Source organism: Paenibacillus sp. Dod16, assembly GCF_049893405.1.
GTDB lineage: Bacteria > Bacillota > Bacilli > Paenibacillales > Paenibacillaceae > Paenibacillus_AQ.
Window position 1 is genome coordinate 103,958 of sequence record NZ_JBNDYG010000040.1, and the last position, 23,176, is coordinate 127,133.

Below are 23,176 nucleotides of genomic sequence, written 5' to 3' on the forward strand. Positions count from 1 at the left end.
CGTGAATGGAGGGCTGCGAGATCATTCTTGTTGATCCGCCTCTAAGGCCCATTTCGCTCGATAGGCGGCAGGGGGGATGCCCTTGAACTTGGTGAACAGCCTTGTGAAGTAATGAACGGATGAGAACCCGGTTCGCTCTGCAATCACCTTGATGGGATCTTGGGTGTGCTGGAGCATTAACTCGGCTGCCCGGATCCGTTCGGTGCGAACCATAGAGGTAAAGGATTCATGAATGCTCTCCGCAAACAATCGGGATAATTGCCGCTCGGACACATTCAGGTAAGCCGCTACTTCGGGTAGTGACACAGGCCCACTGAGGTTGTCTCTTATGTACAACTTTGCCTTTTGAATTAGCTGTAACGCGGATGATAGGAGAGGGGCGCTTTCGAAGCTGCCGGAAGCCCCGAGCAGCCCAGGAAAGGATTGCAGGAGTACATGTGCCAGCTTGGGCAGAAGCGATGAAGGCAGTGAGTCATCGGATTCCGACCGGATTAGCATGGATTTCCATATTTGGGTGGCGGGTGATTCGCCCGCATGCTCGGTCCAAACAGCACATCGATCAAGCGCTTCCATGTATTTCACCGATACATCGGGAGCTGATGGTTTCTCCATCGCTTCAAACGCAACGAACAACAGATTCAGATCGTGAACGTCTTTAATCTGATGTAACCGACCTGGGCGTGTACAGAAAGCTACCCCCTCATATAAGGGATAAGACTGATTTCCGTCTGTATATACACCGGTCCCTCCGTCCACATAACATATCTCATAGAATGAATGCCGATGTATGGAATTGGCCGTCAAATGCCGGACGGTCCCCCAGTAATGGACAAGGAATGAGAGGCTTTCACCCTCAAGCCGTCCAGCATAACGATTAAGGCGTTCCTCGCTTTTGCTCCAATGATACAAGGCAGTTTACAGCTCCTTTGGCGTAATTTTGCAAAACGTCGTCATAACCGTGCAAATACGATTTCGCTTGCCCTTACTATAATTAAACTAGATATTCCATAAAATATCGAGAGGGTGCATGGTGATGATTGACGAGAAGGATGTGCAATTTTACAAAGAGAATGGGTACCTGCTGGTCCGGGGCGTTTATAATCAACAGGAAGTTGAGGATATGAGAGCGGCAGTTGAGGGGATTATCCAGAGGGCGGCACGCGCCAAATCGGATCAAAACCATGCCTGGCAAGGTGACTTCCTGCCGCCTGAGCAGCTTAAGAAGCTGGTCCTGAAAGGTTTTCACGATGTGCACTATCATGATGCCGCGTTCATGCGAGCGGCAATCCATCCCCGTATGACAGAAGCGTTGAACGGGATCATCGGACCGAATGTGCAGCTGCATCACTCGAAAATGCTGGTGAAGCCTCCTGCTAACGGGGCCGCGTTTCCCATGCATCAAGACTATCCGTATTTCCCACATCGCGATCACACCATGTTAGCAGCCAGCGTTCATCTCGACGATGCCGATATGGAGAACGGCTGCCTATGCGTTGTGCCGGGATCCCATAAACAGGGCGTTTTTCCGCATATCGGCGCTTACTATTTGAACCACAAGGAGTATCCATTATCTTCGGGAACCCCGTGCCCAGCCAAGGCGGGCGATGTGCTCTTCTTTAATTACCTGACCATTCATGGCTCGGACGTGAACCGGAGCGATCGTACGCGGAGAAACATCCTGTTCCAATATCGTGATGCAGCGGATGTCCCTACAGCGGATGTTCACTTCGATTGGGGAATGGGGCTAATGGTAAGCGGAACCAATCCGGATTTCAACAACGTGAAGCCAAAATATGAAATCATCGGTTCGAAATGACCACATCATAGTGCTGAGCCCTTTGCTTTAATTCAAAGCAGCTTAAAGCCCCCTACGGGGCTTTTTTCTATGCCTGAAATTCATGGCTGGTCATGTTCACAACTAACATGTAAAAATATTTCGTTGTAATGTCAGCCAGCCCCCCTATACTAGATGATAATAGATCGGTTGATACAAAATGGGGGGAACGCATGAAACTTCAGGCTCCGGGCAAAGCATCGAAATGGTTTGTATATCAGAAAATCGTCATCGTTTTTATTCTATTATTACTTCCTCTCATCTCGATGAATATTTGGTTGAATTATAAGGGGATGTCCGTTACGAAGGAGTCCCTATTGAACTCCGCGACGGCAGGCGCATCCTTCTATTCCAAACAGCTCGATAAAGAGATGTATTTTATCCGGAATTTACAGCTGCAGCTGTTAAATGACAAGGATCTGCAGAAGCTGAGCTTTCGGGGCAGCATGCTGGAAGACTATGAAGAGGTGGAGCTTATTGATCAGGTCAGGGATCGGCTTGCAACCCTCATGGTCTCCAGCGAGTACATTGTGAGCGCCGGTGTTTACGTAAAAGATATCGGGAAAACGATCTCCACCACAACGGGCGTAACCAACACGCCCAATAAGGAAATGGAACGGATATCTTCCATGATGTCGGTTATGCCCAAGCCTTCTTTTTACCGCAGCGGTGACCGGATTTTTCTAATTGAAACCGAAAACAACGGCGGCATCTGGTCCTACATCGAAATTTCCAGATCCAAGCTGCTGGGGGCTTTAAGCGAAATTGCCAAGCTGTATCCGGAATCCGAAGTATTACTCGGGAGTAAAGAAGGGGGGACCATATTAACGACAGCTTCGCGGGACGATGAGTCATCCGAGATTTTGAGTCATATTCTGGACAATCCCAGCCCGGAACAAAGCGTATCGGGGACGGGGGAGCTGGATGGCGTAGACTATTTTATCATCCAGAATGAAGTTAGCGCGCTGCATCTGTCCCTGGTCATGTATGTGAACCAAAATGAAATAACGCGGCCTTTAAGCCAATTCATTACATGGTTTTATACGTTGTTTATTCTGGCGGTGACCGTCATGGTGCTCTATTCGTTCTCGGTTAATCTGATGATCCACAGGCCTCTGTCCAAGCTTGTCAAAGCCTTTCATATGATCGAAACCGATAATTTGAACATCATGATCGATTCCAGAAGCAAAGATGAGTTTCATTACGTATTTAACGGGTTCAACAGGATGGCGCATAAGCTCAAACATTCGATTGAGGAAAACTATGAGCAAAAAATAGCACTGCAGCACTCGCAGCTGAAACAGCTGCAGTCCCAGATCAATCCGCATTTTCTATATAACAGCTTCTTCAATATTTATATGATGTGCAAGGTTGGAGACTCAGACAGCGCAGCGGAGCTCTCGCAAAAGCTCGGAAGCTACTATCAATACATCACGAGAAGCGGCTCCGACGAGGTTCCTTTCTATACGGAATACAAGCATGCTCTCGATTACTGCGAGATTCAAGGCATCCGCTTCTCGAACCGGATAACATATGAGCATAAGGAACTTTCGGACATCCCTCCGTTCATTACCGTTCCGAGACTCATCATACAGCCTATTGTAGAAAATGCGTTTGAGCACGCGTTTGAAGACGGCATGGAGGAAGGGAAATTATACATCAGCAGCGATTGCCGGGAAGGCCAATTGCGTGTCACGGTGGAGGATAACGGGAAGCTGTTGACGAATGACATGCTGCAGCGTTTGCAGGATAAGCTTGCGATGGATTCGAAGCATATTGAAAAAACAGGTTTGGTCAACGTGAACAACCGGCTTCAGCTTAAATACGGGCCAGGCAGCGGATTATTCATCTCGCGCAGCGTCTATGGCGGCTTAAAGGTGGATCTGATCATTATCATCGATGGGATAGAGGAGGGGCATTATCATGTATAGACTGTTGATCGTAGACGACGAACCTGTCATCGTTAACGGCTTGGTTCAGCTATTTCAGGAGCATGCACAATTGGAACTGGATGTATGCAAAGCTTATTCCGCCAAGGAAGCGCTGGAGATTGCCATGAGAGTGAAGCTGGATATCCTGGTCAGCGATATACGAATGCCCCATAAGAACGGGCTTCAACTGATTGATGAAATTACATACTATTGGCCGCATTGCCGAATCATTTTCTTAACCGGTTATAGTGAATTTGATTATGTGCATGAAGCACTGCGAAAAAACGTGGATAATTACATCCTGAAAACCGAAGGAATCGATCCGATTTTTCAAGCTGTTCAAGAGGCCTCCTCTAAGCTTGATGAGGAGAATCGTCGCAGAATCCAGGCGGAAAAGGCAAAAGTGCATTTTCAAATCGCCGAGCCCCTGCTGAAACGGGAGCTGATACGAAAGGTATTGAAAGGAGAACCTGTTCATCGTCTATTGTCCGAGCCTCGCTATGAAGAAGTGGAGTTCCGCATTGATGTAGACCAGCCGGCATTCTTTATCATGGGAAGGATCAGCGGCGCAGCGGAGACGAAAACAAAGGATGTGGCGCAAGCTGTTCAGATGACGTTTATCAACGATTTGCCCTCCTCATTTACATGTGAGCATGCTGTTCTGGATGACGCCTTACAGGTATGGCTGCTGCAGCCGGATGCGGAGCTTCGGAATCGTTTTCGAGGGGATGAGCCGGAGTATGAGCTGCATTGGCACAGGTTTATCTCCTATATGAGGGGCATCCTGGAGCTGGTCCAAAATGAATGCGAGGAACTGCTCGGTGTTCATGTTTCTTTCGGGATATCCGGCAATCTGCTCCATAAGTGGGATACCTCGGGGCAGCAGCTTGATGTTATACAATCCATGCTGCAGTGCAGGGCTGCGCTTGGTCAAAATATGGTCATTGTGGACATTGAAAAGGCTAAAGAGCTTGAAGATAAAGGGCGAGATTACGATCGGTTCACGCAGGATGATATGAAATTCGATGTGATTGACCAGATCCATAAATATATTTTGGAGCATTTATCCGGGGATGTCTCCTTGACCGCGATTGCGGAGGAAGTCCATTTTAACCCGTCCTATCTGTCTCGCTACTACAAGCAGCTGACAGGTCACAACCTGCTGGAGTATATCCAGGCGAAAAAGCTGGAGGGAGCGCTTCATCTGATGCTGCATACGAATATGAAACTGCAGGAGATTGCCACTCGGCTCGGATTCGAATCTGCTTCTTATTTCACGACATTTTTCAAGAAAAAGATGGGGGTTTCCCCACAGGAATACCGAAATGCCCAATAAGTAAAAAAAGTGAAAGAGATGTAAAAAACTTAAAATTGATAGCGCTTTCGGCCGGAATCTATAATGAGACGTAGGCAGCACGGATATCAAGATTACGCCAGATAAAGGGGGAAAGCAATCATGAGATGGATCAAACTAGCGAAGATGATGTTGATTAGCACGCAGAGGATGCAAAAACCAATACGGCACCGCCCGACCCTCTAGGCAAATATCCTGAAACGGTCACGGTCACGCAAGTGCTCGGCTACAATCCGCCGGAGGATCCGCGGACACCGCAAGGGATTACGCCTGAACAGAATGCTTACTTCAAAGATCTCAAAGACATGCTGAACATTGAGGTTCAGTACAAATGGACGGTGCCTTCCAGCCAGTTTGAACAGAAGTTTTCATTAGCCATGGCTTCGGCGGATCTGCCGGATGTGATGGAACTGGACCAGAAGAACTTCGAGAAGCTGAAGAAGCAGGGGATGCTTGCCGATCTTACCCAAGCTTACAACGACTTTGCTTCACCAGCACTGAAAAAGTATATGGAGTCTGACGGCGGATTTGCGATGAAGACGTTTACGTCGGAAGGCAAGCTGCTCGCGATTCCCGGATTTGAGGATCCTTTCCTGTCTACCCAGCTGCTCTGGATCCGGAAGGACTGGCTCGACAATCTGAATTTGCAGCCGCCGCAAACCATGGATGAGCTGGAACAGGTTGCAAGGGCTTTTGTGCAGCAGGATCCGGACCAAAACGGTAAAAGTGACACGTACGGTATCGCGATGCAGAAGAATCTGTTCTTCTGGGGCTTTGACCTGAGAGGTTTCTTTAATGGATTTGGCGCTTATCCGTCCATTGGGGACAATCAGTCGGCCTGGATTAAGGACGACAGCGGCAAGCTTATACCTGGACTCATTCAGCCGGAAGTAAAGACCGCGCTGGGCAAGCTTCAGTCCTGGTACAAGGAAGGAATTCTGGATAAGGAATTTGCCTTGAAGGACGAGAACAAGTCCGTTGAAGATATTACCGCAGGCAAGGTCGGCATTTCCTACGGCGAATGGTGGTATCCGAACTGGCCATTGAATCTCAATGTCGATAAAGATCCTAAGGCAGAATGGATTGCCCTTCAAATTCCTGGGCTGGATGGACCCGGGAAGTCGATGGTGCCCAAAATTCGCAGCAACAAGCTCGTGGTCGTGAACAAAAAAATGAAGAATCCGGAAGCTGCCATTAAGATGATCAACTTCTACATCGAGATGGGCAACAAAAAGTACATGGATCAGAATAAAGCGGAAAAAGGTTATGTATACAATTGGTTCAATCCACGGATTTATAATCCGGCCCAAATCGATACGATCTATACCGAAGTAAACAAAGCGCTTGACGCGAACCAATCGGAAATCACGCTGGATGACGAGAACTACAAAAATGTGGCCGACGTCTTCAAAGCAACAAAGGATTACCTTGCCGGTAATACCGCAGATGCCTCGAAAGGCGTGAATTGGGGCCAGTATTTCAGTCGGGCGGCGAAAGACGGCGGCTGGGGAATGACGCGTCAAATCAAAGAAAATGAGGCTTATGTGAACAATGAATTTTACGGCCTTCCCACGGCAACGCAAGTGGAGAAGGGATCCCAGCTCGATAAACTGATGCAGGAAACCTTCACCAAGATCGTCATGGGGGCTTCGCTGGACGAATTTGATAAATTCGTTCAGAGCTGGAAGTCGCTTGGCGGCGATCAGATTACGCAAGAGGTCAACGATTGGTACGGCCAGCAGAGTGCCAAATAATCTTTGAATGATAGAACGGGAGGATAAGCCTTTATGAAGTTGGCAGATTCCTCCCGTTTTAAATGGACGGGGAGGTTCATCTGTGAGAACGCTGAAAAAAGAATTTCTGCTGCATTTGATGTTGCTGCCTGGAGTTATTGTCACGTTAATTTATGCTTATGGGCCTATGGCCGGCCTCGTGATGGCTTTTCAACAGTTTGAGCCGCTGGCCGGGTTCTTCCACTCGGATTTCGTTGGCTTTGATAATTTTCGATATGTATTTGAACTGCCCGATTTCAAGCAGGTACTGTGGAACACCATTGTCATTTCCGTATTTAAAATGATTTTGTTTTTACTGGTGCCTCTGATTCTGGCATTGCTTCTCAACGAAGTCACCCGAAGATGGTTCTCGCGTTTTATCCAATCCGCCATCTTCCTGCCATTCTTTCTGTCCTGGACGGTGCTTGGCGGCGTCATCATAGAATTGTTCTCCCTGAATGGTCCGGTAAACGGCTTGCTGGGTGCGCTCGATATGGAACCGATCATGTTTATGCTGGATAACCACTGGTTCCGTGGGATCATAATCGGTTCGGACGTATGGAAAGGGATGGGCTATAACATGATTGTTATGCTCGCAGCCATAACAGGAATCCATGCAACGCTGTATGAAGCTGCAGAAGTAGACGGAGCGGGAAGATGGAAACAGATGATTCATATTACGCTTCCCGGCATGGCACCGATTCTCATCCTGCTGGGTGTATTAAGTCTTGGCGGAATTCTCAATGCCGGTTTCGAACAGATTCTGATTATGTACAACCCGACGGTTTATGAAGGTGCGGATATTATCGATACCTTCGTCTATAGGCTCGGAATGTTCAGTCAGCAATTCGGACCTGCCGCCGCAGTCGGCTTTTTTAAATCCGTCATCTCCCTAGCGCTCGTGGCTGTGACATACTATGCGGCTTATAAATATAACAATTATCGGATCTTTTAGGCTGGAGTGGAGGTAGGAAAATGCACAAACCAACGATCAGCAGAAGGCTGTTTGTAATCTTGAATACGCTGGTTCTATCCGCAATCACCTTGCTCGGCATCATTCCGTTCATTCATTTGCTCTCGATTTCGTTAAGCTCGAATACGGCGGCGATGGCGGGAGAAGTGAGGCTCTGGCCCGTCGGCTTCAACCTGGATGCTTACCGGTATTTGGGTGAAAAGGTGGAGTTTTTTCGATCGTTTCAGGTTTCGCTTACACGGGTTGTGTTAGGAACGGCAGTGAATATGTTTTTGGTATTCATAACCGCATACCCCTTATCGAAATCCAATCATCAATTTAAGTTCCGAACGCCGTACGTGTGGTTTTTTGCCATTACGATGTTTTTCGGCGGTGGCTTGATTCCCACTTATATGATCGTAAAGAATACCGGCTTGATTGACTCCGTATGGGCGCTGATTCTTCCTGGGGCACTCAATGTTTGGAACATGGTCCTCATGCTGAACTTCTTCAGAACGATTCCGAAGGAGCTGGAAGAGGCGGCAACGATTGACGGCGCCGGACACTGGAGAATATTATGGCGTATCTACCTGCCGGTTTCCCTGCCGTCCATTGCAACGATCGGCCTGTTTACCATCGTGGGACACTGGAATGCCTGGTTTGACGGAATTCTATACTTGAATTCACCGGATAAATATCCGCTGCAAACCTATTTATCCACGCTCATTATGTCAATCAACTCCCAAATGACCTCGATATCGATCGAGCAGATCAAGGCGATGGAGAATTTGAGCGAGAAAACGCTCCGGACTGCCCAAATATTCATGGGAGCGCTGCCGATCATGGTCGTGTATCCGTTCCTGCAGAAGTATTTTGTTAAAGGGATGACGGTTGGGAGCGTTAAAGAATAAGTACTTGCAAAAAAGGAGAAGAATCGGATGAATAAGGTTAAGGTTGCCCTCATCGGAGCAGGACTGCGAGGCGTCAATTATATGGAATATGCCCTGCTGCATCCCCATGAGCTTGAGGTGGTCGCCGTTGCAGAACCGAATCAGCAGCGGAGGGAACAGTTTAAAGCTAGGCATGGCCTTGAAGATTCGGCGTGCTTCGAGAATTGGAATGATTTCTTTGCAGGGCCCAAGCTCGCGGACGCGGTATTGATATGCACCCAGGATATGCAGCATTTCGAGCCGACGATGCGGGCGCTAGAGGCCGGTTACCATGTGCTGCTGGAAAAGCCGATGTCTCCAGATCCCGAAGAGTGCATCCGGATGGGCGAGATGGCTTCGCAGGCCGGGCTGGTGTTTTCCATCTGTCACGTGCTGCGATATACGCCGTTTTTCACAACTTTAAAGGAACTGCTGGAGCGTGAAACCATTGGCCAATTGATGTCGATCCAGCATAACGAGAACGTGGGCTATTGGCATCAGGCGCACAGCTTTGTCCGGGGGAATTGGCGTCGTAAGGAAGATTCCAGCCCTATGATTCTCGCCAAATCCTGTCATGATCTCGACATTTTGCTTTGGCTTGCCGACTCGGATTGCCTTCGTGTATCCTCTTTTGGCTCGCTGAGTCATTTTACGGAAGCGCAGGCACCGGAAGGCGCACCCAAGCGCTGTCTGGATGGATGCCCGGTCTCGGATCAGTGCCTCTATTATGCGCCTGATCTATATTTGACAGAGGATACGAATTGGCCAACGTCGGCGATCAGTGATGATATGAGTTATGATGCCCGTTACAAGGCGTTGCTGGAGGGGCCATATGGCCGCTGCGTATACCATTGCGATAATGACGTTGTGGACCATCAGGTCGTCAATCTGGAATTTGCCAACACCGTGACGGCTGCATTTACGATGAGTGCATTTACGCGAGATGTCAGCCGCACGATCAAGCTGATGGGAACCCGCGGGGAAATCCGCGGCGCCATGGAGAAGAATGAGATCGAGATCATTCACTTCGGCAGCGGCAAGATCGAGCGAATATCTTTTGAGGATAGAGGCGGGCATGTCGGACACGGCGGCGGTGATATGGGCCTGATCAAGGATTTTCTGAGACTGGTGCAGTCAGGGGGGAGCGATCAAGGGCTGACTTCGGCAAGCCGTTCCGTTCAAAGTCATCTCATGGCGTTTGCGGCTGAGCAGTCGAGAGTGGATGGAAAGGTCATCTCGCTAACGGAATTTGAGCAGCAGTTTAGCCCGTCAATGAGCACGAAGTCTGGGAACTAATAAACTGATGAAGTAAACCAATGGGTGCTTCTTGCCAATGCTGAGATTCTAGGAAGTCAGTTAGACGAGTCTTAACGCAGGATCCGCGTTCAGGATCAACAGCTATCGCGTTTTCTTTTACACATAAGTGTAACCATCATATGTAGCCAAGGAAACCACGAAAACCGTGGTATTTTTGCGACTGCGGTCATGCGTATGAAGCGTTTGGTTTGAATTGGATATAATTTGCTATGCTCGGGTTATCCTAATCTCAAGAGTATGTCTTTGAACGAATTCAAAATGCCCAGGGAAGGGTAATCATGTTTAATTCCAAGACGATACAGGAGGTTAGCATGAAACATACAAACGGTATATCCGATGTTGGGATACTCGGGATGGGCACTGCATTGCCGGTACATTCGGTGGCACAGTCGGATATTGCGGATTTAATTGCTTCTACGCTGCAGGATCAACCCGACCTGGCCCGCTTTGCTCGAAGAGTATTTCGATCCTGTGGTGTCGAAACTCGTTATACTTGTGAATCCAATTACCTTGGTTCATCGGAAGAATGCCGCTATCTGCCTTCCCATGACGAATCGGACATCCCGACTACCGAGGAACGAATGGATACATACAAGCGGGAGGCCCTCCCGCTTGGCATAGAAGCAGCCGAGAAGGCAATGAAAGATGCCGGTATCTCACCGGATCGAATCACGCATCTCATTACGGTCAGCTGCACGGGCCAATACCAGCCGGGCATGGATGTGCTGTTGATTCGCCATTTGGGGCTTTCTCCGCGCGTCAATCGTCTGCCGTTGATATTTCAGGGATGTGCTGCGGGCCTTAAAGCGATTCAAATGGCAAGGGATGTTGTCAGAGGAGCGCCGGCTTCACAGGTTCTGATTGTGTGCGTGGAGCTTTGCACCCTTCATTTTCAGCCGGTCAAGGAGAGGGAAGCGCTTTTTGCTGCTTCGTTTTTCGGTGATGGTGCCTCCTCTTGTGTTATCGGTCACCCGGAAACGGATCATCAACATTATTTGGAGCTCGGCTCGGGTTATTCGGTCGTGCTCCCGGATTCAACGGAGGATATGACGTGGGAGGTAGGCAATACAGGCTTTGATCTTTTTTTATCGCCGCGTATTCCCAAGCTGCTCGGTACTCACCTGGAGGAAGAAATGCGTGTTCTGCTGAAAGGAGATAAGCTCCCGGAATTGTGGGCCATCCATCCTGGCGGAAGGGGCATCGTGGATTCTGTCCAAGAAGTCATGGGCCTGACCGATGAACAAACCAAGTACAGCAGGGACATTTTAAGAACGGCGGGGAATCTCTCCTCCGTGACCATTATGTTTGTGCTGAGTGCGATGCGTAAGGAGATGCAAGAGCTGAACAAAGCTTCCACGGAGGGGGTAGCCATGGCCTTCGGCCCAGGCCTGACCGCGGAGCTTATGCGATTTACCTACGTGAAGGCATTTACGTCATCGGTCAAGGATCTGGACCATGTCCTTCTTTAGAACCTTATCCATCCGGGCGCAGGAAGATGAGCTTATGGATGACTTTTCCATGGGAGGGGAAGAGTTGATCGAAGCGCTGAAGCACTTAAGGCGACTGAATCGAATTTTCGCGGCGCCTGGTCCTACCTTAGACGGCGTTGAGAAGCTTTGGAAATCGATTGGCAGCCCGAGTACCCTTAGCATCATGGACGTAGGGGCAGGTTCAGGCGATGTAAACCAGAAGCTGCTGCAATGGTCAGATCAAAGGGGCATCAAGCTGAATATCACCTTGGTCGATATGACAAAAGAAGCATGCGATGAGGCTAAGCGCTTGTTTACGAACGAACCGAGGATTCAAGTTCGGCGCGCCGATGTTAGAGATTTACCCGATGCATCGGCTGATATTGTGACAGGTTCCCAGTTCATCCATCATTTCCAGGGTGAGCAGCTGGTGGAGATGGTGACGCATATGTTGAGAGCTTCTATTTACGGGGTCGTGATCAATGATATTCATCGGCATCCGGTACCCTACACGGCAGTCTGGCTTACGACGCGCATCATTTCCCGCAATCGTTATATCCGCCATGATGGTCCGTTATCGGTTGCTAAGGGATTTAAAGGGAAGGATTGGAGAGAGTTGAAAAAGCAGCTCAATCACGACACCATGACCTATAAATGGAAGTCGTTGTTCCGTTATTCCGTTGTTATCCCGAAACAGGGGACTCGCTAGTCCTCTGCTCGTTACCAAATGAATGTTCTTCATGCAAGCTATAAGGCAGGTGTTCATATATGTCAAAGCAAGCGGATGTCATCGTCATTGGAGCGGGAGTAGCCGGCACAAGCTGTGCACTACAGCTTGCAAAACAAGGACATCGTACGATATTGCTGGACCGGCAATCCTTTCCGCGCCATAAAACCTGTGGTGAATTCATGTCCCCAGAGACCAAAGAGATGCTGGACTATCTAGGGGTCCAATTACGTGAAACGGTTGAGCCTAGTTCCATGGACCACGCCAAAATCGTAATGCCGCACGGCGGTGAGATTAACGCTCCGTTACCGGGGCAGGCAACCGGGATCAGCCGCTATGAATTGGATCGCCTGCTGCATGAGCATGCAGTGACCGCGGGCGCGGACATTGTCACGGGAACAACCGTAACCAACATTCAGAAGCTGGATGATCATCGGTATGAAGTCGACGCAAGGCAAGGGAATGAGGCCGTTCGATATGAGGCAAGGGCCGTTATTGGTGCGTACGGTACAAAAAGACCACGTAGCGTTGCATCTGCCGAGGCGTATCGGGATGACACCGTGTATGTTGGTGTAAAATCGCATTATAGCGGCATTACGATCCCTGCTCGGGTTGAGCTGTATTTTTGCGAGGGGGGTTATGTCGGAATTTCGCCGATTGAAAAGGGGATGGTCAATGTAGCCGCGTTGCTGACCCTGAAATCAGTGCAGGGCAGCGGCAAATCGGTGCCGGAAATTCTACGGGCCGCTTCACGTACGAACAGAAGGTTAGCCGAACGAATGGCTGAAGGGGAGCCTGTTTCGGGAACCCAGGTATCGATTGCCCCGCTTCATTTATCCAATACGCCGTATCCATGGTCGGAATATCCGCATATCGGCGATGCGATGCTGATGCTTCCGCCGCTGTGCGGGGACGGGATGTCGGTTGCTCTGCGATCATCATGGCTATGCCCCGGCTGGACACACAAATATTTACATGGAGAAATAAACTTCGAACAATGGCGAGACCAATATACGCTTGAAGCTAATCGTACGTTTAAGGAGCTTCTCAGAAGGGCAAGGAGAATTCAGAACCTGGCTTTTGCCAAAACCAACCGCTTCTATCCAGGCATCGCCCGGATGATTCCAGGATTGGCGTCCTATATCGTAAAAGCTACTCGGTTATCCGAATCGGGCATAGGCACCAGATAATAGCCGCATGATTGCGGCTTTTTTGTATTGTCATTCTATGGATATAATTTGACTATTCGCAAACAATTATTTATTATGTTTATAAAATAACAGTCATACATATAAAATGTTTATTATATTGGAATGGAGGGGCGTTATGCAGGATGGAAAATATTCACCTAATCCGACCGGAGTTATTCGTAGTACTCTTGATTTTCAGTTCCAAATCGCTTGGCAGATGCTCGATTTACATCTAACGGGGCTTCAAGATGAGGAATTCCATTGGCGACCGGCTCCCAAGGGGCTCCATGTTTATCGTCAATCTGGAATCTGGCAGGCGGTATGGCCTGAATCCGAGGAGTATGGAATTGGCCCGCCGAGTATTTCTTGGCTGACATGGCATATCACCTACTGGTGGTCTATGGTACTGAATCATTCGTTCGGCAGCGGGACATTGGTCCGTGAAGACATCCATTCCCTGGGTAACATCCAAGAGACCAGAGATCAAATACATGAAATGAGCTGCGAGTGGAAACGTGAAATCTCGGCTTTGACGGACGATGCGTTCCTTTCTACGGAGCGGACCTTGTGGCCTTTCACGGATAAGCCTTTTCATGAATTGGCTGCCTGGCTAAATCTAGAGATGATGAAAAATGCGGCCGAGATCGGTTATTGCCGTTTCCTTTATGCTGTTCACAAGCAATAATACATGTATCCATGGGATCATAGCATGATCTTTACCTGCGGTATCCCTGAAGAGGGATTCGAAATACGATGTAAAATGAAGGGCTGCTACGTTGCTTATTGCAACCTGGCAGCCCTTAATATGTAGATTAATTAAGAGTTTGTCACTTCGTTCTCGATGACGATGCGATTTAATTTCAAATTTACCGGCGCCGCTATCGTATCGCCTACAGGGCACTTAGACTCCAGGAATTCAACGAACTGTTCAACCTTATCGGCGGACGAAGGGGTTTTGATGTAGAAGGTGTATCGAATATCGGAGTATCCTGGGCGTACGTCAGAGCGGTTAAAGAATCCGTCAAGGTCAAGATCTCCTTCTACGTCAACCCGGAAATCTTCAAGGATAACATCGAATTTTGGCGCATATACACGGGCCACGATCGATTGGCATGCCCCCAGGGAGGCGAGCAGAGCTTCAACGGGGTTCATTCCGGTATCCGTACCTCCAAGGCTTTTCGGCTCATCGATGACGAATTCGAACTGCCTTACATTAGTAACAACCTTGACCCCTTCTTGCAAATGGGCAGTTGCTTTGAACGTTTGGACACTTGGCATATAACACATCTCCCTTTTCCTGGACAGGCCCAATCATGGGTGATCTGTCTCTATATTTAAATATATAGTATTATACTAGGTTTAGTAAGGATTATAATTCCAATTAACATGATCTGTCAATAAAATAAGTACAAAACGATAAAGAGAGTGTGTTCTCGTATCGAAAACACACTCTCCAGATCAGTTCCATATTATTTTTCGGAAGCCTTATTTTGTTGTTTCAGCAAATCGCGAATTTCTGTCAACAACAGTTCTTCCTTCGATGGAGCCGGCGGCTCTTCCGCCTTCGTTTCTTCCTTGCGTTTGAAGCGGTTAAGTGTACGGATGAACATGAAGATCGAGAAGGAGACGATCAGGAAGTCCACGACCGTTTGCAGAAATACTCCATACGTCAGGGTTGCATCCCCGATGGTCGCTTTTAGTCCTGATAGATCCACTCCGCCAAGAATCAATCCAAACACCGGCATGATGATATCACTCACCAAGGAGGATACGATTTTGCCAAAAGCAGCACCAATGATAACCCCAATGGCTAAATCCAGCACGTTACCCTTAAGCGCAAAGGTTTTAAATTCTTTTAACAAATTCATAATACGTCACCTGCTTTTCAATCCAAAATGTAGGGCGGCCATTAATCTACCACTCGAAATATCCTATCAGCAACTAGTAGAATGCGCAAGATCGTTAAGTCGTATCTTTTTTTACGGAAACGTAGGTGAGCGGCCGCTTGCCCGTACAGGTTGACCAATAGGCGGCATTCATGATAAGTTTTTTAATATTCGCAAGTTAACGAGATCGAATGAAGGAGGGATAAAGCGATGACTGAGTTAGAGGTTGTAGATGTTTATGTGAACCTGTCGATACTAGGAAGCATAAGACAAGGTTCACACCATAACCAATCAGATACCGGAACTTTATCCTTCTATACTTATACTCAGGCAATTTAGCGATGGTTTGATCTTCGCTTGTTTCTTTATGGTATAGTTGGTTAACGTAGCGTAGAACGCACCGGATTTCTGGTGCTTCTGCGCTTTTTTTTCGTTCTGAAATTTTGCCATAGAGGGATGAGGAAAATGTCATTAATCAATGTTTCTAACCTTTCGTTTGCTTATGATAGCAGCTATGATCCGATATTCGAACAGGTGAGCTTTCAAATCGATACCGATTGGAAATTAGGATTTACCGGAAGAAACGGCAGGGGGAAAACCACGTTTCTCAATCTGCTGCTAGGCAAGTACGAATATAGCGGGAATATTTCGGCTTCCGTGAGCTTTGAATATTTCCCTTACCCTGTCGAGAACAAGGAGTATCTCACTCTGGATATCATCGAGGAGATCTATCCGGAGTATGTTCATTGGCAAATCGTGCGCGAGCTTAACTTGTTTAAGGTTTCGGAAGATGTACTGTACCGGCCTTTTGCGTCATTATCCAACGGAGAACAGACGAAAGTGATGCTGGCAGCGTTGTTTATCAAGGAAAACCGCTTCCTCTTGATTGACGAACCGACCAATCACCTGGACATGCATGCGAGAAAATTGGTCAGCGACTATCTCAGCAAGAAAAGCGGATTTATTCTGGTGTCGCACGATCGATCATTCCTGGATCACTGCGTAGACCACATCCTGTCGATCAATAAAACCAATATCGAGATCCAAAAAGGCAATTTTTCCGCATGGTGGGAAAATAAAAAGCGACAGGATCAATTTGAGCTTGCCAGTGACGAGAAACTGAGGAAAGATATCAAACGTTTAACGGATTCTGCCAGGAGGACGGGGAATTGGTCGCACGAAGTGGAAAAGTCCAAAAACGGCACCAGTAATTCAGGCTCCAAAGTAGATAAAGGCTATATCGGCCATAAGGCAGCTAAAATGATGAAACGCTCCAAAAACCTGGAGCAGCGACAGCAGTCCGCCATTGAGGAAAAATCGAAGCTTCTTCAAAATATCGAGAGCTCCGAGAGTCTGCAGATGTTCCAACTCGATTATCATAAAAAACAACTGGCCCAGCTGGAGGATATCTCCATTTCATACGGTTCCAAGAAGGTGTGTGAACACTTGAGTTTTACGATTGAAATAGGGGACCGAATTGCCCTCTCGGGCAAAAACGGTTCTGGAAAATCCAGTATCCTTAAATTGATATGCGGAGAAGAGATGCAAATCACGGGCCAGTTCAGCAGGGATAACCAGCTTAAGATATCTTATGTGTCCCAGGACACGTCCCACCTACAAGGCAGCTTGACGGACTATGCTATAAGCAGCGAGATTGATGAAAGCCTGTTTAAATCCATACTACGAAAGCTCGATTTCTCCAGACTTCAGTTTGAAAAGGATATTTCGACCTATAGCGGGGGACAGAAGAAGAAGGTGCTGATCGCTAAAAGCCTTAGTGAGCATGCTCATTTGTATGTTTGGGATGAACCGCTTAACTTTATCGATGTGATCTCTCGCATGCAGATCGAAGAGTTATTGCTCGGATATGCACCGACGCTTCTGTTCGTGGAGCATGATCGTGCATTTTGCGAGAATGTGGCAACCAAGATCGTTGAGCTTGATGGCAATCCATGAAACTAATGAAGAATGTTATCCCCAGATGGAACGAGAGTATGATTAAGCTGGTCAAGTTCCTTAATAAGTAATAGCAAAAAAAAGCTGCCCGCTTATTAGCGGCAGCTTTTTTACGTTTCGTTGTCATATCCAACAGCAGCTCTTACAGTTTACTTAGTCCTTCCAGTAGCCGGTCAAATAAAGCCCTTCCATCGCGTGATTCCAAATGGATTCATCATTAGGACGGTCGATGGGAACCTGGAGGGTGCAAACGCCGTCGATCCCCCAATCCAATTCTTGCACATTTTGAATATCATGCATGGTTCGAAGAAAAAGTATATTACACGTGCCGGCTACGAACGAGGATAAGACGGCATGAAGCAGAGCAGCCTCCGGGGCATTCACTTCCCCCCACCTGATAAACAAAACGGATCGGCTGTTGTTTAGAACTTCATAGAATCTGTGAATGCGAAGATTTATCTTCTCTTTATAAGAAGCATACGATTGCGTCCAATCTTGATTGGGCCAAATCGGGAAGTCATGTACGGAGATCATATCATATTGCGTATCCAGTATGAAATGAGCATCATGGTACGGTCTTCCTTCAGCAGGCGTGGCGATTCCATCCTCCAAAAGAGCCGAAGTACCTTCAATCTTCCGCATATGCTCAAGTTCCATAAATCCGATGAAGCGGTTGCTCAATAACCGGGTTACATCCGAAATGGAGTTCGTTATCATCCAATCAAGCGGGAAAGAAAAGCGTCTTAGTTGACGCTGCCGCAAATTGATCGATGGCCCGCACCAGCTGCCCAAGCTGATGATCACATCATAGGCGCCTTTCACATCTACCAGCTTCACATTTGTCACCACTCTCTCATATACGTCTATGATTATCGTATTCAGCCTCTTTTCGGGACGTATGGACATTTATAGGTAGGGAACTGTTTGTTTTGATCGGAGTGTCTTACAAAAATGTAAGCTTGTAGAAAGGTTAATCGATAAGTGAATCTTTCATTATGGTTTAGACTGGGGTTAATGAACATATAAGAAGGTGATATATGATGAGAAATGTGATGATCATTTTATTTGCAATTACAAGCATTATGCTGATGGGGACGTGCAGGGAACTGGAGTTAGAACAAGCAGAATGCGGGGAGATGCATTGAATTGGGGATCAAGCGAAGGTCGAACACATGTAACAACATACGTACCTAAAGAAAAGAAGCCGCAAAGCATGCAGCTTCTTTTCTTTGAATGATTCCACGGACAGATTCCAATGTGAAGAGACAGAGAGGGCTAGGGCTTCCTTGGATATCCTCTCAATTACTTTCTAGAATCAACTGCTGCAGTTGATTGGTGTAGAAAGTCAGCTCATTCTCCGAAGACAGATCCTTAAGCAGCGCTTGGATTAGAAAGGAACGTGGACGTTCAGCGGTGAACTCTTCCCGCAGCATCGCGGCTACCTCAGACAAGTCTTTTTTTCTGGAGTTCGTGATGGACATATCCGGGATAATCGACTCAATCGTATCCATCAACGCCGTTCTTCGTATTTCTTGCGTATGAGTAAGTGCCTCTAAATCAACCATCGAATATTCCTTCATGAGTTCATCGGTGAGCAGGGGACGGGGAGCACGTTGTTCCAATCCCAGCATGAGATCATCCATTCGCTCAGCAATGAAAACAGCCAATTCCTTTTGAATGAGCGGTTTGAATCCAAACAAAACATGAAAGGTATACTCGCGGATCAATCCGTTAAAGACGGCTGTAGCATCCCATTTCCATTCCTCTATCGAATCCCCGTAATGACGGAGTAAAATATCCTGGTAATAACGAAACATATTCAATTGAAGCTGATGGATGACGGTACCGATCTTGTCACTGTTCGCCGGCGGGAGCTCGTTATGATCACGCGATATGTAATATCCATGCTCGATGAAAAAATCGAACTGATAAGCGATCTCTTCAAGAAATGTTTCCCTGCGGGATAACCCTTTTTTGCGGATCTGTTCTACGGCATCAATCATATCCTGCTGTCGTTTCTCCAGAATACGGATGTATAGCTCTTCTTTGGAACCATAGTATTTATAGATTGAGCCTTTAGCAATGCTGCAATCATCCGCGATATCTTGAATCGAAGTCGCTTGGTATCCTTTTTCGGCAAAGGAACGAATAGCCGATTGCAATATTTTTTCTTTTAACAAACTCATAGCGCGGCCCCCTTAACGATGTACAAATATACCGGATTCGATCACTATCATATCGTTTTTTGCAGAGCTAATCCACAGGCACAAGAAAGATGCCTCAATCTTGAACGAGCTCGATATCCGGATATTTCTTCGATAGTTCATCCATGGCGTTATGCCGTATTCCCTTGAGATGCTGGTCAAAGAAAGCAACGCTTACCTCGTTTATGATGTGATGAACCGATTCTGGATCCTCTCCCGGGTTAGGCAGCAGCGGAGAGAACAGATGAAAATCCGTATAACTCATATGGGAAGTATGTGGAATCGTCATCGTGTATCCGCCTCCCTGCAGAGCATTCATGCGACGCCTTACCGTCTCCTCCCAAAAATCTTCGTAATACTCCCGTGTATGGCCGCTTTGCGCCATAGCTTGATCCAGCGAGTTATCGAATATCGACTTATCGATACTCTTCTCACCATTCATCTGTAGATATGGCTTGTTAATTCCCGTGCTCGGCATGGGGTCTCCATATAAGGTCCCATCCATATTGATCGCAGCCTTGATACGAGAATCCTTCAACAGCATTTGGGCTGCAGTGGCACCGCCGTAAGAATGCCCGAACATGCCGATTCGTTCCAGACCAAGACGGCCGGTAAAACGGTCCTGTTCATCCTGTCTATTCAATTGTTCCAGCCGATTCAAAATAAAGGATACATCCCGAGTCCATAATGTCATGTGCTCGTCAAGCGCTTCAAAACCTGAAAGCTGGTGCTTGTTGATCAGAATCTCCCGGCCGTCCGGGTATACCGTTGCAGCCGCATCATAGGCATGGTCGATTCCAACCACGATATATCCATGGCTGGCAAGCTCTTCGATCTGGAAGGTATTCTGGTTGCGGAAACCCGTCATGCCATGTGAAAAGATCACGATCGGATATTCCTGCTCCATGGAGGACAGCGGGGCATTGTTGTAGGCATGGGTCTCCACGAGACCCAGATGGCTTAACGTCCAGGCTGGGAAGGACAAGGCCTGTTCGAGACCTTGTGTAATCGCTGTTACATTGCGGATATAGGGTTCGGCTTCTTCCCCCGTTTCGGGCTCGGAAGGATACCATAACTGTACCATCAGCTCACGGTGATCCTTCGGATCGGCAGAGTACTCATCGGGCCGGTCATTGTCAACAAAGTGGTATACCGCAGTTCCCACAGGATAGGGTCCCTGAGGTTGATGAAATGCGAATACAGGGAGCAGGAGAGGCAGTGCGACCATGACTGATGCGTATAGGAACAATACCGTGGTCCATAACCAGGCTAACCATCTTCTCCTGCTCTTCTTACTGGACGGTTTCTTTTCGGGTTTTCTAAAAATGATGACAACCGTCAGGATAACGGAAGCCGCGTAACAAGGAATCATTTGCCACCGGCAATCCTCAACGATGATCTGCACAACCGTAACGATATATAGCGCTATTAACGAGTAGATCAGCCGGCTTTTCTTCGATTTTGGTCCCCAAATCGCAGCTATAGCCAAAGCGATAATGAATAGTATGATAACCATTTCTCCGAATCTCAAGTAAGCTCCTCCTATGTGTAACGGTTATTGTGGTTTATTCGATGTCTGCTGTTCAATGGAACGAAGATTCATCGGTTATTTGTTTGGGTTTTCTAAGAAACAAGCTGAGAACCAGTCCTACACAAGCAATGCAGGCAGCCAGGAAAAAGGTGTCCGAAAAGGATGCAGCATGGGACTCCATAGGGTTGGTTCCAACAGAGTTACTCGGCAGGCTAGATGTCATCCGGGAAGATAAATATCCCGTGAAGCCGGCTACGGCAAACGAGGCGATGACCTGCTGTGATGCACTTGTGAGCGGAGTAACCCGGCTTACAAGGTGCTTAGGGGTTGCATTTAATACATGCGTATTCAAGGACATCATCGATAACCCCATGCCGGAGCCCATGAAGAACAATACGATCATGATGAGTAGTAAAGGGGTATCGGTTCGAACAAAGGACATCGTGAACAACGCAGCTGTCATCAGCGTCATTCCGGCCACAAGCGGGGGACGTGCGCCCACCTTATCAAAAAGCTTTCCTGCCAGAGGCATAAAGATCATGGAACCGACTGCCTGCGGCAGCAGAATGAGCCCGGTTGTCAGCGGAGTAAAACCTCTAATCTGCTGAAGAAGCAGCGGGAATAGTAGCACGGAGCCGAACATCGCTGCCTGCATGATCCAGGAGATGATGATGCCACGTGTAAAATCAGCCGATCTGAACGCACGCAGCTCAAGCAGCGGTTGTTTATGCCGTAAGCAGGACCAAATGAAGAGAAGCAGCGCAATCCCTAAGGGCCCAAGAAGCATGCCGACAATGTCCAGAGACGGAGCTTCCTTTTCTGAAAAGGAAGGCAGATGTTTGATGCCCACGAATAGTCCGATCATGCCAATGGGGAGATTGATCAGAAATATCCATTGCCAGCTGACAAACTCAATCAGCCATCCGGACAATACGGGACCGAGCGCTGGGGCAAGCAGTAATGGAATTCCAAACATTCCTATGATAGAACCTCTTTTGTCCGGAGGTGCCAAACGGTATACCATGGCCATCCCGATCGGCGATACCATACCGCCACCCATGCCTTGAATAACCCGAAAGGCGATGAGCTGCTCGGCTGTCTGGGCAAAAGCACATAACACGGATCCTATCGTAAACAATCCGATCGATATGAGAAACACCCGTTTGGGCTGAAATTTATCCGACAGCCATCCCGCGAGAGGGATGACCGCGGACAATGCAAGCGTGTATGCGGCGATCGACCATTGAATGGTATGCAGGGGGCTATCAAAATATTGAACCAGCGTAGGTACGGCGACATTGACAACCGTGCTGTCCAACAGGACCATGAAGGTGCCGATGATGACGGCAAGCAATGGCGCAAGGATGTCTTTAATTGCAAAAGCTCTTTCTTCTGAGGTGTTACGGATAATTGCAGATGGATCTGACATGATGGTGAACCTACTTTCTTTTAAAAATTTCGAAATTTGTACTATTTAGTTTTTGAAAAAACCATTGGGTCATTATAATAGTAACGATGAACGTAATTTGTGTCAAACGGGCACCCAAGCTCAATGCGACCGTTATCCTTGAAGGTGTAAGCAAACCCTTTAACTTGGATATTCCGATACAAAAACAAATTCGCAATTGATAAGAAATATACGTACATCTGGCATGCTATGATTTGAAGAGAAAAGGAAGTCTTGGAAGCAATCTGCTTTTGACATTTAATTTACTTATACGAGGGAGTGTACCAATCGATGATTAGCAAAGTTGGTCAAATTATGGTGTACAAAATGTCGCCAGGATTACATTTGGGCACACCTTCTTTAATGTTTATCACGGACGATTTCGATGCGCTGCACAGCCATCTAACCAACCACAATATCACGGTCGGCGAAGTGGTGAATATGCCTTCCGGTAGAGTGTTCAACTTTGCAGACTATGAAGAAAACTATTTTGCTGTCATGGAAAAATAATAATAACCGGTCCGCAAGAACAACCATAGATCACATGGATGTGAAGTCGCCTATTTGGTCATAACCCTGTCAAGTAGACAGTACAAAAAAGACATGATTTATGCTGCGACCGTTTCCCGGTATTCTACCGGGGAACGGTCGTTTAATTTTTTCTGGAATCGGTTCTG

At 47.6% G+C, this 23,176-nt stretch carries 20 protein-coding genes; 13 read left to right on the forward strand and 7 right to left on the reverse strand.

Features of this window, described 5'->3' with window-relative positions:
* Positions 1-21: 21 nt before the first annotated feature.
* Complete coding sequence (locus ACPV3A_RS27040) at positions 22-909, reverse strand: helix-turn-helix domain-containing protein (RefSeq protein WP_426202446.1); 888 nt, start codon at positions 907-909, stop codon at positions 22-24.
* 124 nt (positions 910-1,033) lie between these two features.
* On the opposite strand from ACPV3A_RS27040, the gene ACPV3A_RS27045 reads away from it, so the two are divergent.
* The 11 genes from ACPV3A_RS27045 (at position 1,034) to ACPV3A_RS27095 (ending at position 14,160) form a co-directional block, all read left to right on the forward strand.
* Positions 1,034-1,816 (forward strand): phytanoyl-CoA dioxygenase family protein, encoded by a 783-nt coding sequence (locus tag ACPV3A_RS27045; RefSeq protein WP_426202449.1) that lies wholly within the window; start codon positions 1,034-1,036, stop codon positions 1,814-1,816.
* 191 nt (positions 1,817-2,007) lie between these two features.
* Positions 2,008-3,765: a sensor histidine kinase gene (locus ACPV3A_RS27050; protein WP_426202452.1), complete on the forward strand. Its 1,758-nt coding sequence runs from the start codon at positions 2,008-2,010 to the stop codon at positions 3,763-3,765.
* A complete protein-coding gene (locus ACPV3A_RS27055) occupies positions 3,758-5,101 on the forward strand; it encodes a response regulator transcription factor (RefSeq protein ID WP_426202455.1) in 1,344 nt (447 codons plus the stop codon). The genes ACPV3A_RS27050 and ACPV3A_RS27055 overlap by 8 nt, the downstream gene beginning before the upstream one ends.
* Before the next feature lie 236 nt (positions 5,102-5,337).
* Positions 5,338-6,873 carry an extracellular solute-binding protein gene (locus ACPV3A_RS27060; protein WP_426202457.1) on the forward strand — a complete coding sequence of 512 codons (1,536 nt, stop codon included), beginning with the start codon at positions 5,338-5,340 and terminating at the stop codon, positions 6,871-6,873.
* Between the two features lie 82 nt (positions 6,874-6,955).
* A complete protein-coding gene (locus ACPV3A_RS27065) occupies positions 6,956-7,846 on the forward strand; it encodes an ABC transporter permease (RefSeq protein ID WP_426202460.1) in 891 nt (296 codons plus the stop codon).
* 20 nt (positions 7,847-7,866) lie between these two features.
* Complete coding sequence (locus tag ACPV3A_RS27070; RefSeq protein WP_071221824.1) at positions 7,867-8,754, forward strand: carbohydrate ABC transporter permease; 888 nt, start codon at positions 7,867-7,869, stop codon at positions 8,752-8,754.
* Positions 8,755-8,781: 27 nt separating this feature from the next.
* Complete coding sequence (locus ACPV3A_RS27075) at positions 8,782-10,068, forward strand: Gfo/Idh/MocA family protein (protein ID WP_426202462.1); 1,287 nt, start codon at positions 8,782-8,784, stop codon at positions 10,066-10,068.
* A gap of 332 nt (positions 10,069-10,400) precedes the next feature.
* The gene (locus ACPV3A_RS27080; protein ID WP_426202464.1) at positions 10,401-11,558 is read left to right on the forward strand and encodes a type III polyketide synthase; all 1,158 of its coding nucleotides are present in this window, start codon (positions 10,401-10,403) and stop codon (positions 11,556-11,558) included.
* Positions 11,545-12,267, forward strand: coding sequence for a methyltransferase domain-containing protein (locus ACPV3A_RS27085; protein WP_426202466.1), 723 nt, complete (start codon positions 11,545-11,547; stop codon positions 12,265-12,267). The genes ACPV3A_RS27080 and ACPV3A_RS27085 overlap by 14 nt, the downstream gene beginning before the upstream one ends.
* A 59-nt stretch (positions 12,268-12,326) precedes the next feature.
* Positions 12,327-13,475, forward strand: coding sequence for an NAD(P)/FAD-dependent oxidoreductase (locus ACPV3A_RS27090; protein ID WP_426202468.1), 1,149 nt, complete (start codon positions 12,327-12,329; stop codon positions 13,473-13,475).
* Between the two features lie 136 nt (positions 13,476-13,611).
* The gene (locus ACPV3A_RS27095) at positions 13,612-14,160 is read left to right on the forward strand and encodes a DinB family protein (RefSeq protein WP_426202470.1); all 549 of its coding nucleotides are present in this window, start codon (positions 13,612-13,614) and stop codon (positions 14,158-14,160) included.
* Between the two features lie 131 nt (positions 14,161-14,291).
* Here the strand turns inward: ACPV3A_RS27095 and ACPV3A_RS27100 are convergent, their stop codons facing one another.
* Both ACPV3A_RS27100 and mscL read right to left on the reverse strand, forming a co-directional pair.
* On the reverse strand, positions 14,292-14,753 hold the full coding sequence (locus ACPV3A_RS27100; protein ID WP_426202472.1) for an OsmC family protein: 462 nt from the start codon (positions 14,751-14,753) through the stop codon (positions 14,292-14,294).
* Positions 14,754-14,944: 191 nt separating this feature from the next.
* Positions 14,945-15,343, reverse strand: coding sequence for a large conductance mechanosensitive channel protein MscL (gene mscL / locus ACPV3A_RS27105; protein ID WP_339223715.1), 399 nt, complete (start codon positions 15,341-15,343; stop codon positions 14,945-14,947).
* 483 nt (positions 15,344-15,826) lie between these two features.
* Here mscL and ACPV3A_RS27110 point away from each other — a divergent pair, with 483 nt between their 5' ends.
* A complete protein-coding gene (locus ACPV3A_RS27110; RefSeq protein WP_426202476.1) occupies positions 15,827-17,317 on the forward strand; it encodes an Lsa family ABC-F type ribosomal protection protein in 1,491 nt (496 codons plus the stop codon).
* Between the two features lie 153 nt (positions 17,318-17,470).
* Here ACPV3A_RS27110 and ACPV3A_RS27115 read toward each other — a convergent pair whose 3' ends face one another.
* The 4 genes from ACPV3A_RS27115 to ACPV3A_RS27130 all read right to left on the reverse strand — a co-directional run bounded on the left by ACPV3A_RS27115 (position 17,471) and on the right by ACPV3A_RS27130 (position 22,481).
* Positions 17,471-18,163: a DUF1796 family putative cysteine peptidase gene (locus ACPV3A_RS27115; RefSeq protein ID WP_426202478.1), complete on the reverse strand. Its 693-nt coding sequence runs from the start codon at positions 18,161-18,163 to the stop codon at positions 17,471-17,473.
* Positions 18,164-18,615: 452 nt separating this feature from the next.
* On the reverse strand, positions 18,616-19,503 hold the full coding sequence (locus tag ACPV3A_RS27120; protein ID WP_220685481.1) for a TetR/AcrR family transcriptional regulator: 888 nt from the start codon (positions 19,501-19,503) through the stop codon (positions 18,616-18,618).
* A gap of 94 nt (positions 19,504-19,597) precedes the next feature.
* Positions 19,598-21,052 (reverse strand): alpha/beta hydrolase family protein, encoded by a 1,455-nt coding sequence (locus ACPV3A_RS27125; protein WP_426202480.1) that lies wholly within the window; start codon positions 21,050-21,052, stop codon positions 19,598-19,600.
* Positions 21,053-21,104: 52 nt separating this feature from the next.
* Positions 21,105-22,481: an MDR family MFS transporter gene (locus ACPV3A_RS27130; protein WP_426202482.1), complete on the reverse strand. Its 1,377-nt coding sequence runs from the start codon at positions 22,479-22,481 to the stop codon at positions 21,105-21,107.
* A gap of 279 nt (positions 22,482-22,760) precedes the next feature.
* Here ACPV3A_RS27130 and ACPV3A_RS27135 point away from each other — a divergent pair, with 279 nt between their 5' ends.
* On the forward strand, positions 22,761-23,009 hold the full coding sequence (locus ACPV3A_RS27135; RefSeq protein WP_374198241.1) for a hypothetical protein: 249 nt from the start codon (positions 22,761-22,763) through the stop codon (positions 23,007-23,009).
* Positions 23,010-23,176 lie beyond the last annotated feature (167 nt).

What these genes read in the sequence shown, in the direction of transcription:
- ACPV3A_RS27045 (WP_426202449.1), top strand. Translation starts at nt 1,034, where the DNA reads ATGATTGACGAGAAGGATGTGCAATTTTACAAAGAGAATGGGTACCTG.
- ACPV3A_RS27050 (WP_426202452.1), top strand. Translation starts at nt 2,008, where the DNA reads ATGAAACTTCAGGCTCCGGGCAAAGCATCGAAATGGTTTGTATATCAG.
- ACPV3A_RS27055 (WP_426202455.1), top strand. Translation starts at nt 3,758, where the DNA reads ATGTATAGACTGTTGATCGTAGACGACGAACCTGTCATCGTTAACGGC.
- ACPV3A_RS27070 (WP_071221824.1), top strand. Translation starts at nt 7,867, where the DNA reads ATGCACAAACCAACGATCAGCAGAAGGCTGTTTGTAATCTTGAATACG.
- ACPV3A_RS27075 (WP_426202462.1), top strand. Translation starts at nt 8,782, where the DNA reads ATGAATAAGGTTAAGGTTGCCCTCATCGGAGCAGGACTGCGAGGCGTC.
- ACPV3A_RS27080 (WP_426202464.1), top strand. Translation starts at nt 10,401, where the DNA reads ATGAAACATACAAACGGTATATCCGATGTTGGGATACTCGGGATGGGC.
- ACPV3A_RS27085 (WP_426202466.1), top strand. Translation starts at nt 11,545, where the DNA reads ATGTCCTTCTTTAGAACCTTATCCATCCGGGCGCAGGAAGATGAGCTT.
- ACPV3A_RS27090 (WP_426202468.1), top strand. Translation starts at nt 12,327, where the DNA reads ATGTCAAAGCAAGCGGATGTCATCGTCATTGGAGCGGGAGTAGCCGGC.
- ACPV3A_RS27095 (WP_426202470.1), top strand. Translation starts at nt 13,612, where the DNA reads ATGCAGGATGGAAAATATTCACCTAATCCGACCGGAGTTATTCGTAGT.
- ACPV3A_RS27100 (WP_426202472.1), bottom strand. Translation starts at nt 14,753, where the DNA reads ATGCCAAGTGTCCAAACGTTCAAAGCAACTGCCCATTTGCAAGAAGGG.
- mscL (WP_339223715.1), bottom strand. Translation starts at nt 15,343, where the DNA reads ATGAATTTGTTAAAAGAATTTAAAACCTTTGCGCTTAAGGGTAACGTG.
- ACPV3A_RS27110 (WP_426202476.1), top strand. Translation starts at nt 15,827, where the DNA reads ATGTCATTAATCAATGTTTCTAACCTTTCGTTTGCTTATGATAGCAGC.
- ACPV3A_RS27120 (WP_220685481.1), bottom strand. Translation starts at nt 19,503, where the DNA reads ATGAGTTTGTTAAAAGAAAAAATATTGCAATCGGCTATTCGTTCCTTT.
- ACPV3A_RS27130 (WP_426202482.1), bottom strand. Translation starts at nt 22,481, where the DNA reads ATGTCAGATCCATCTGCAATTATCCGTAACACCTCAGAAGAAAGAGCT.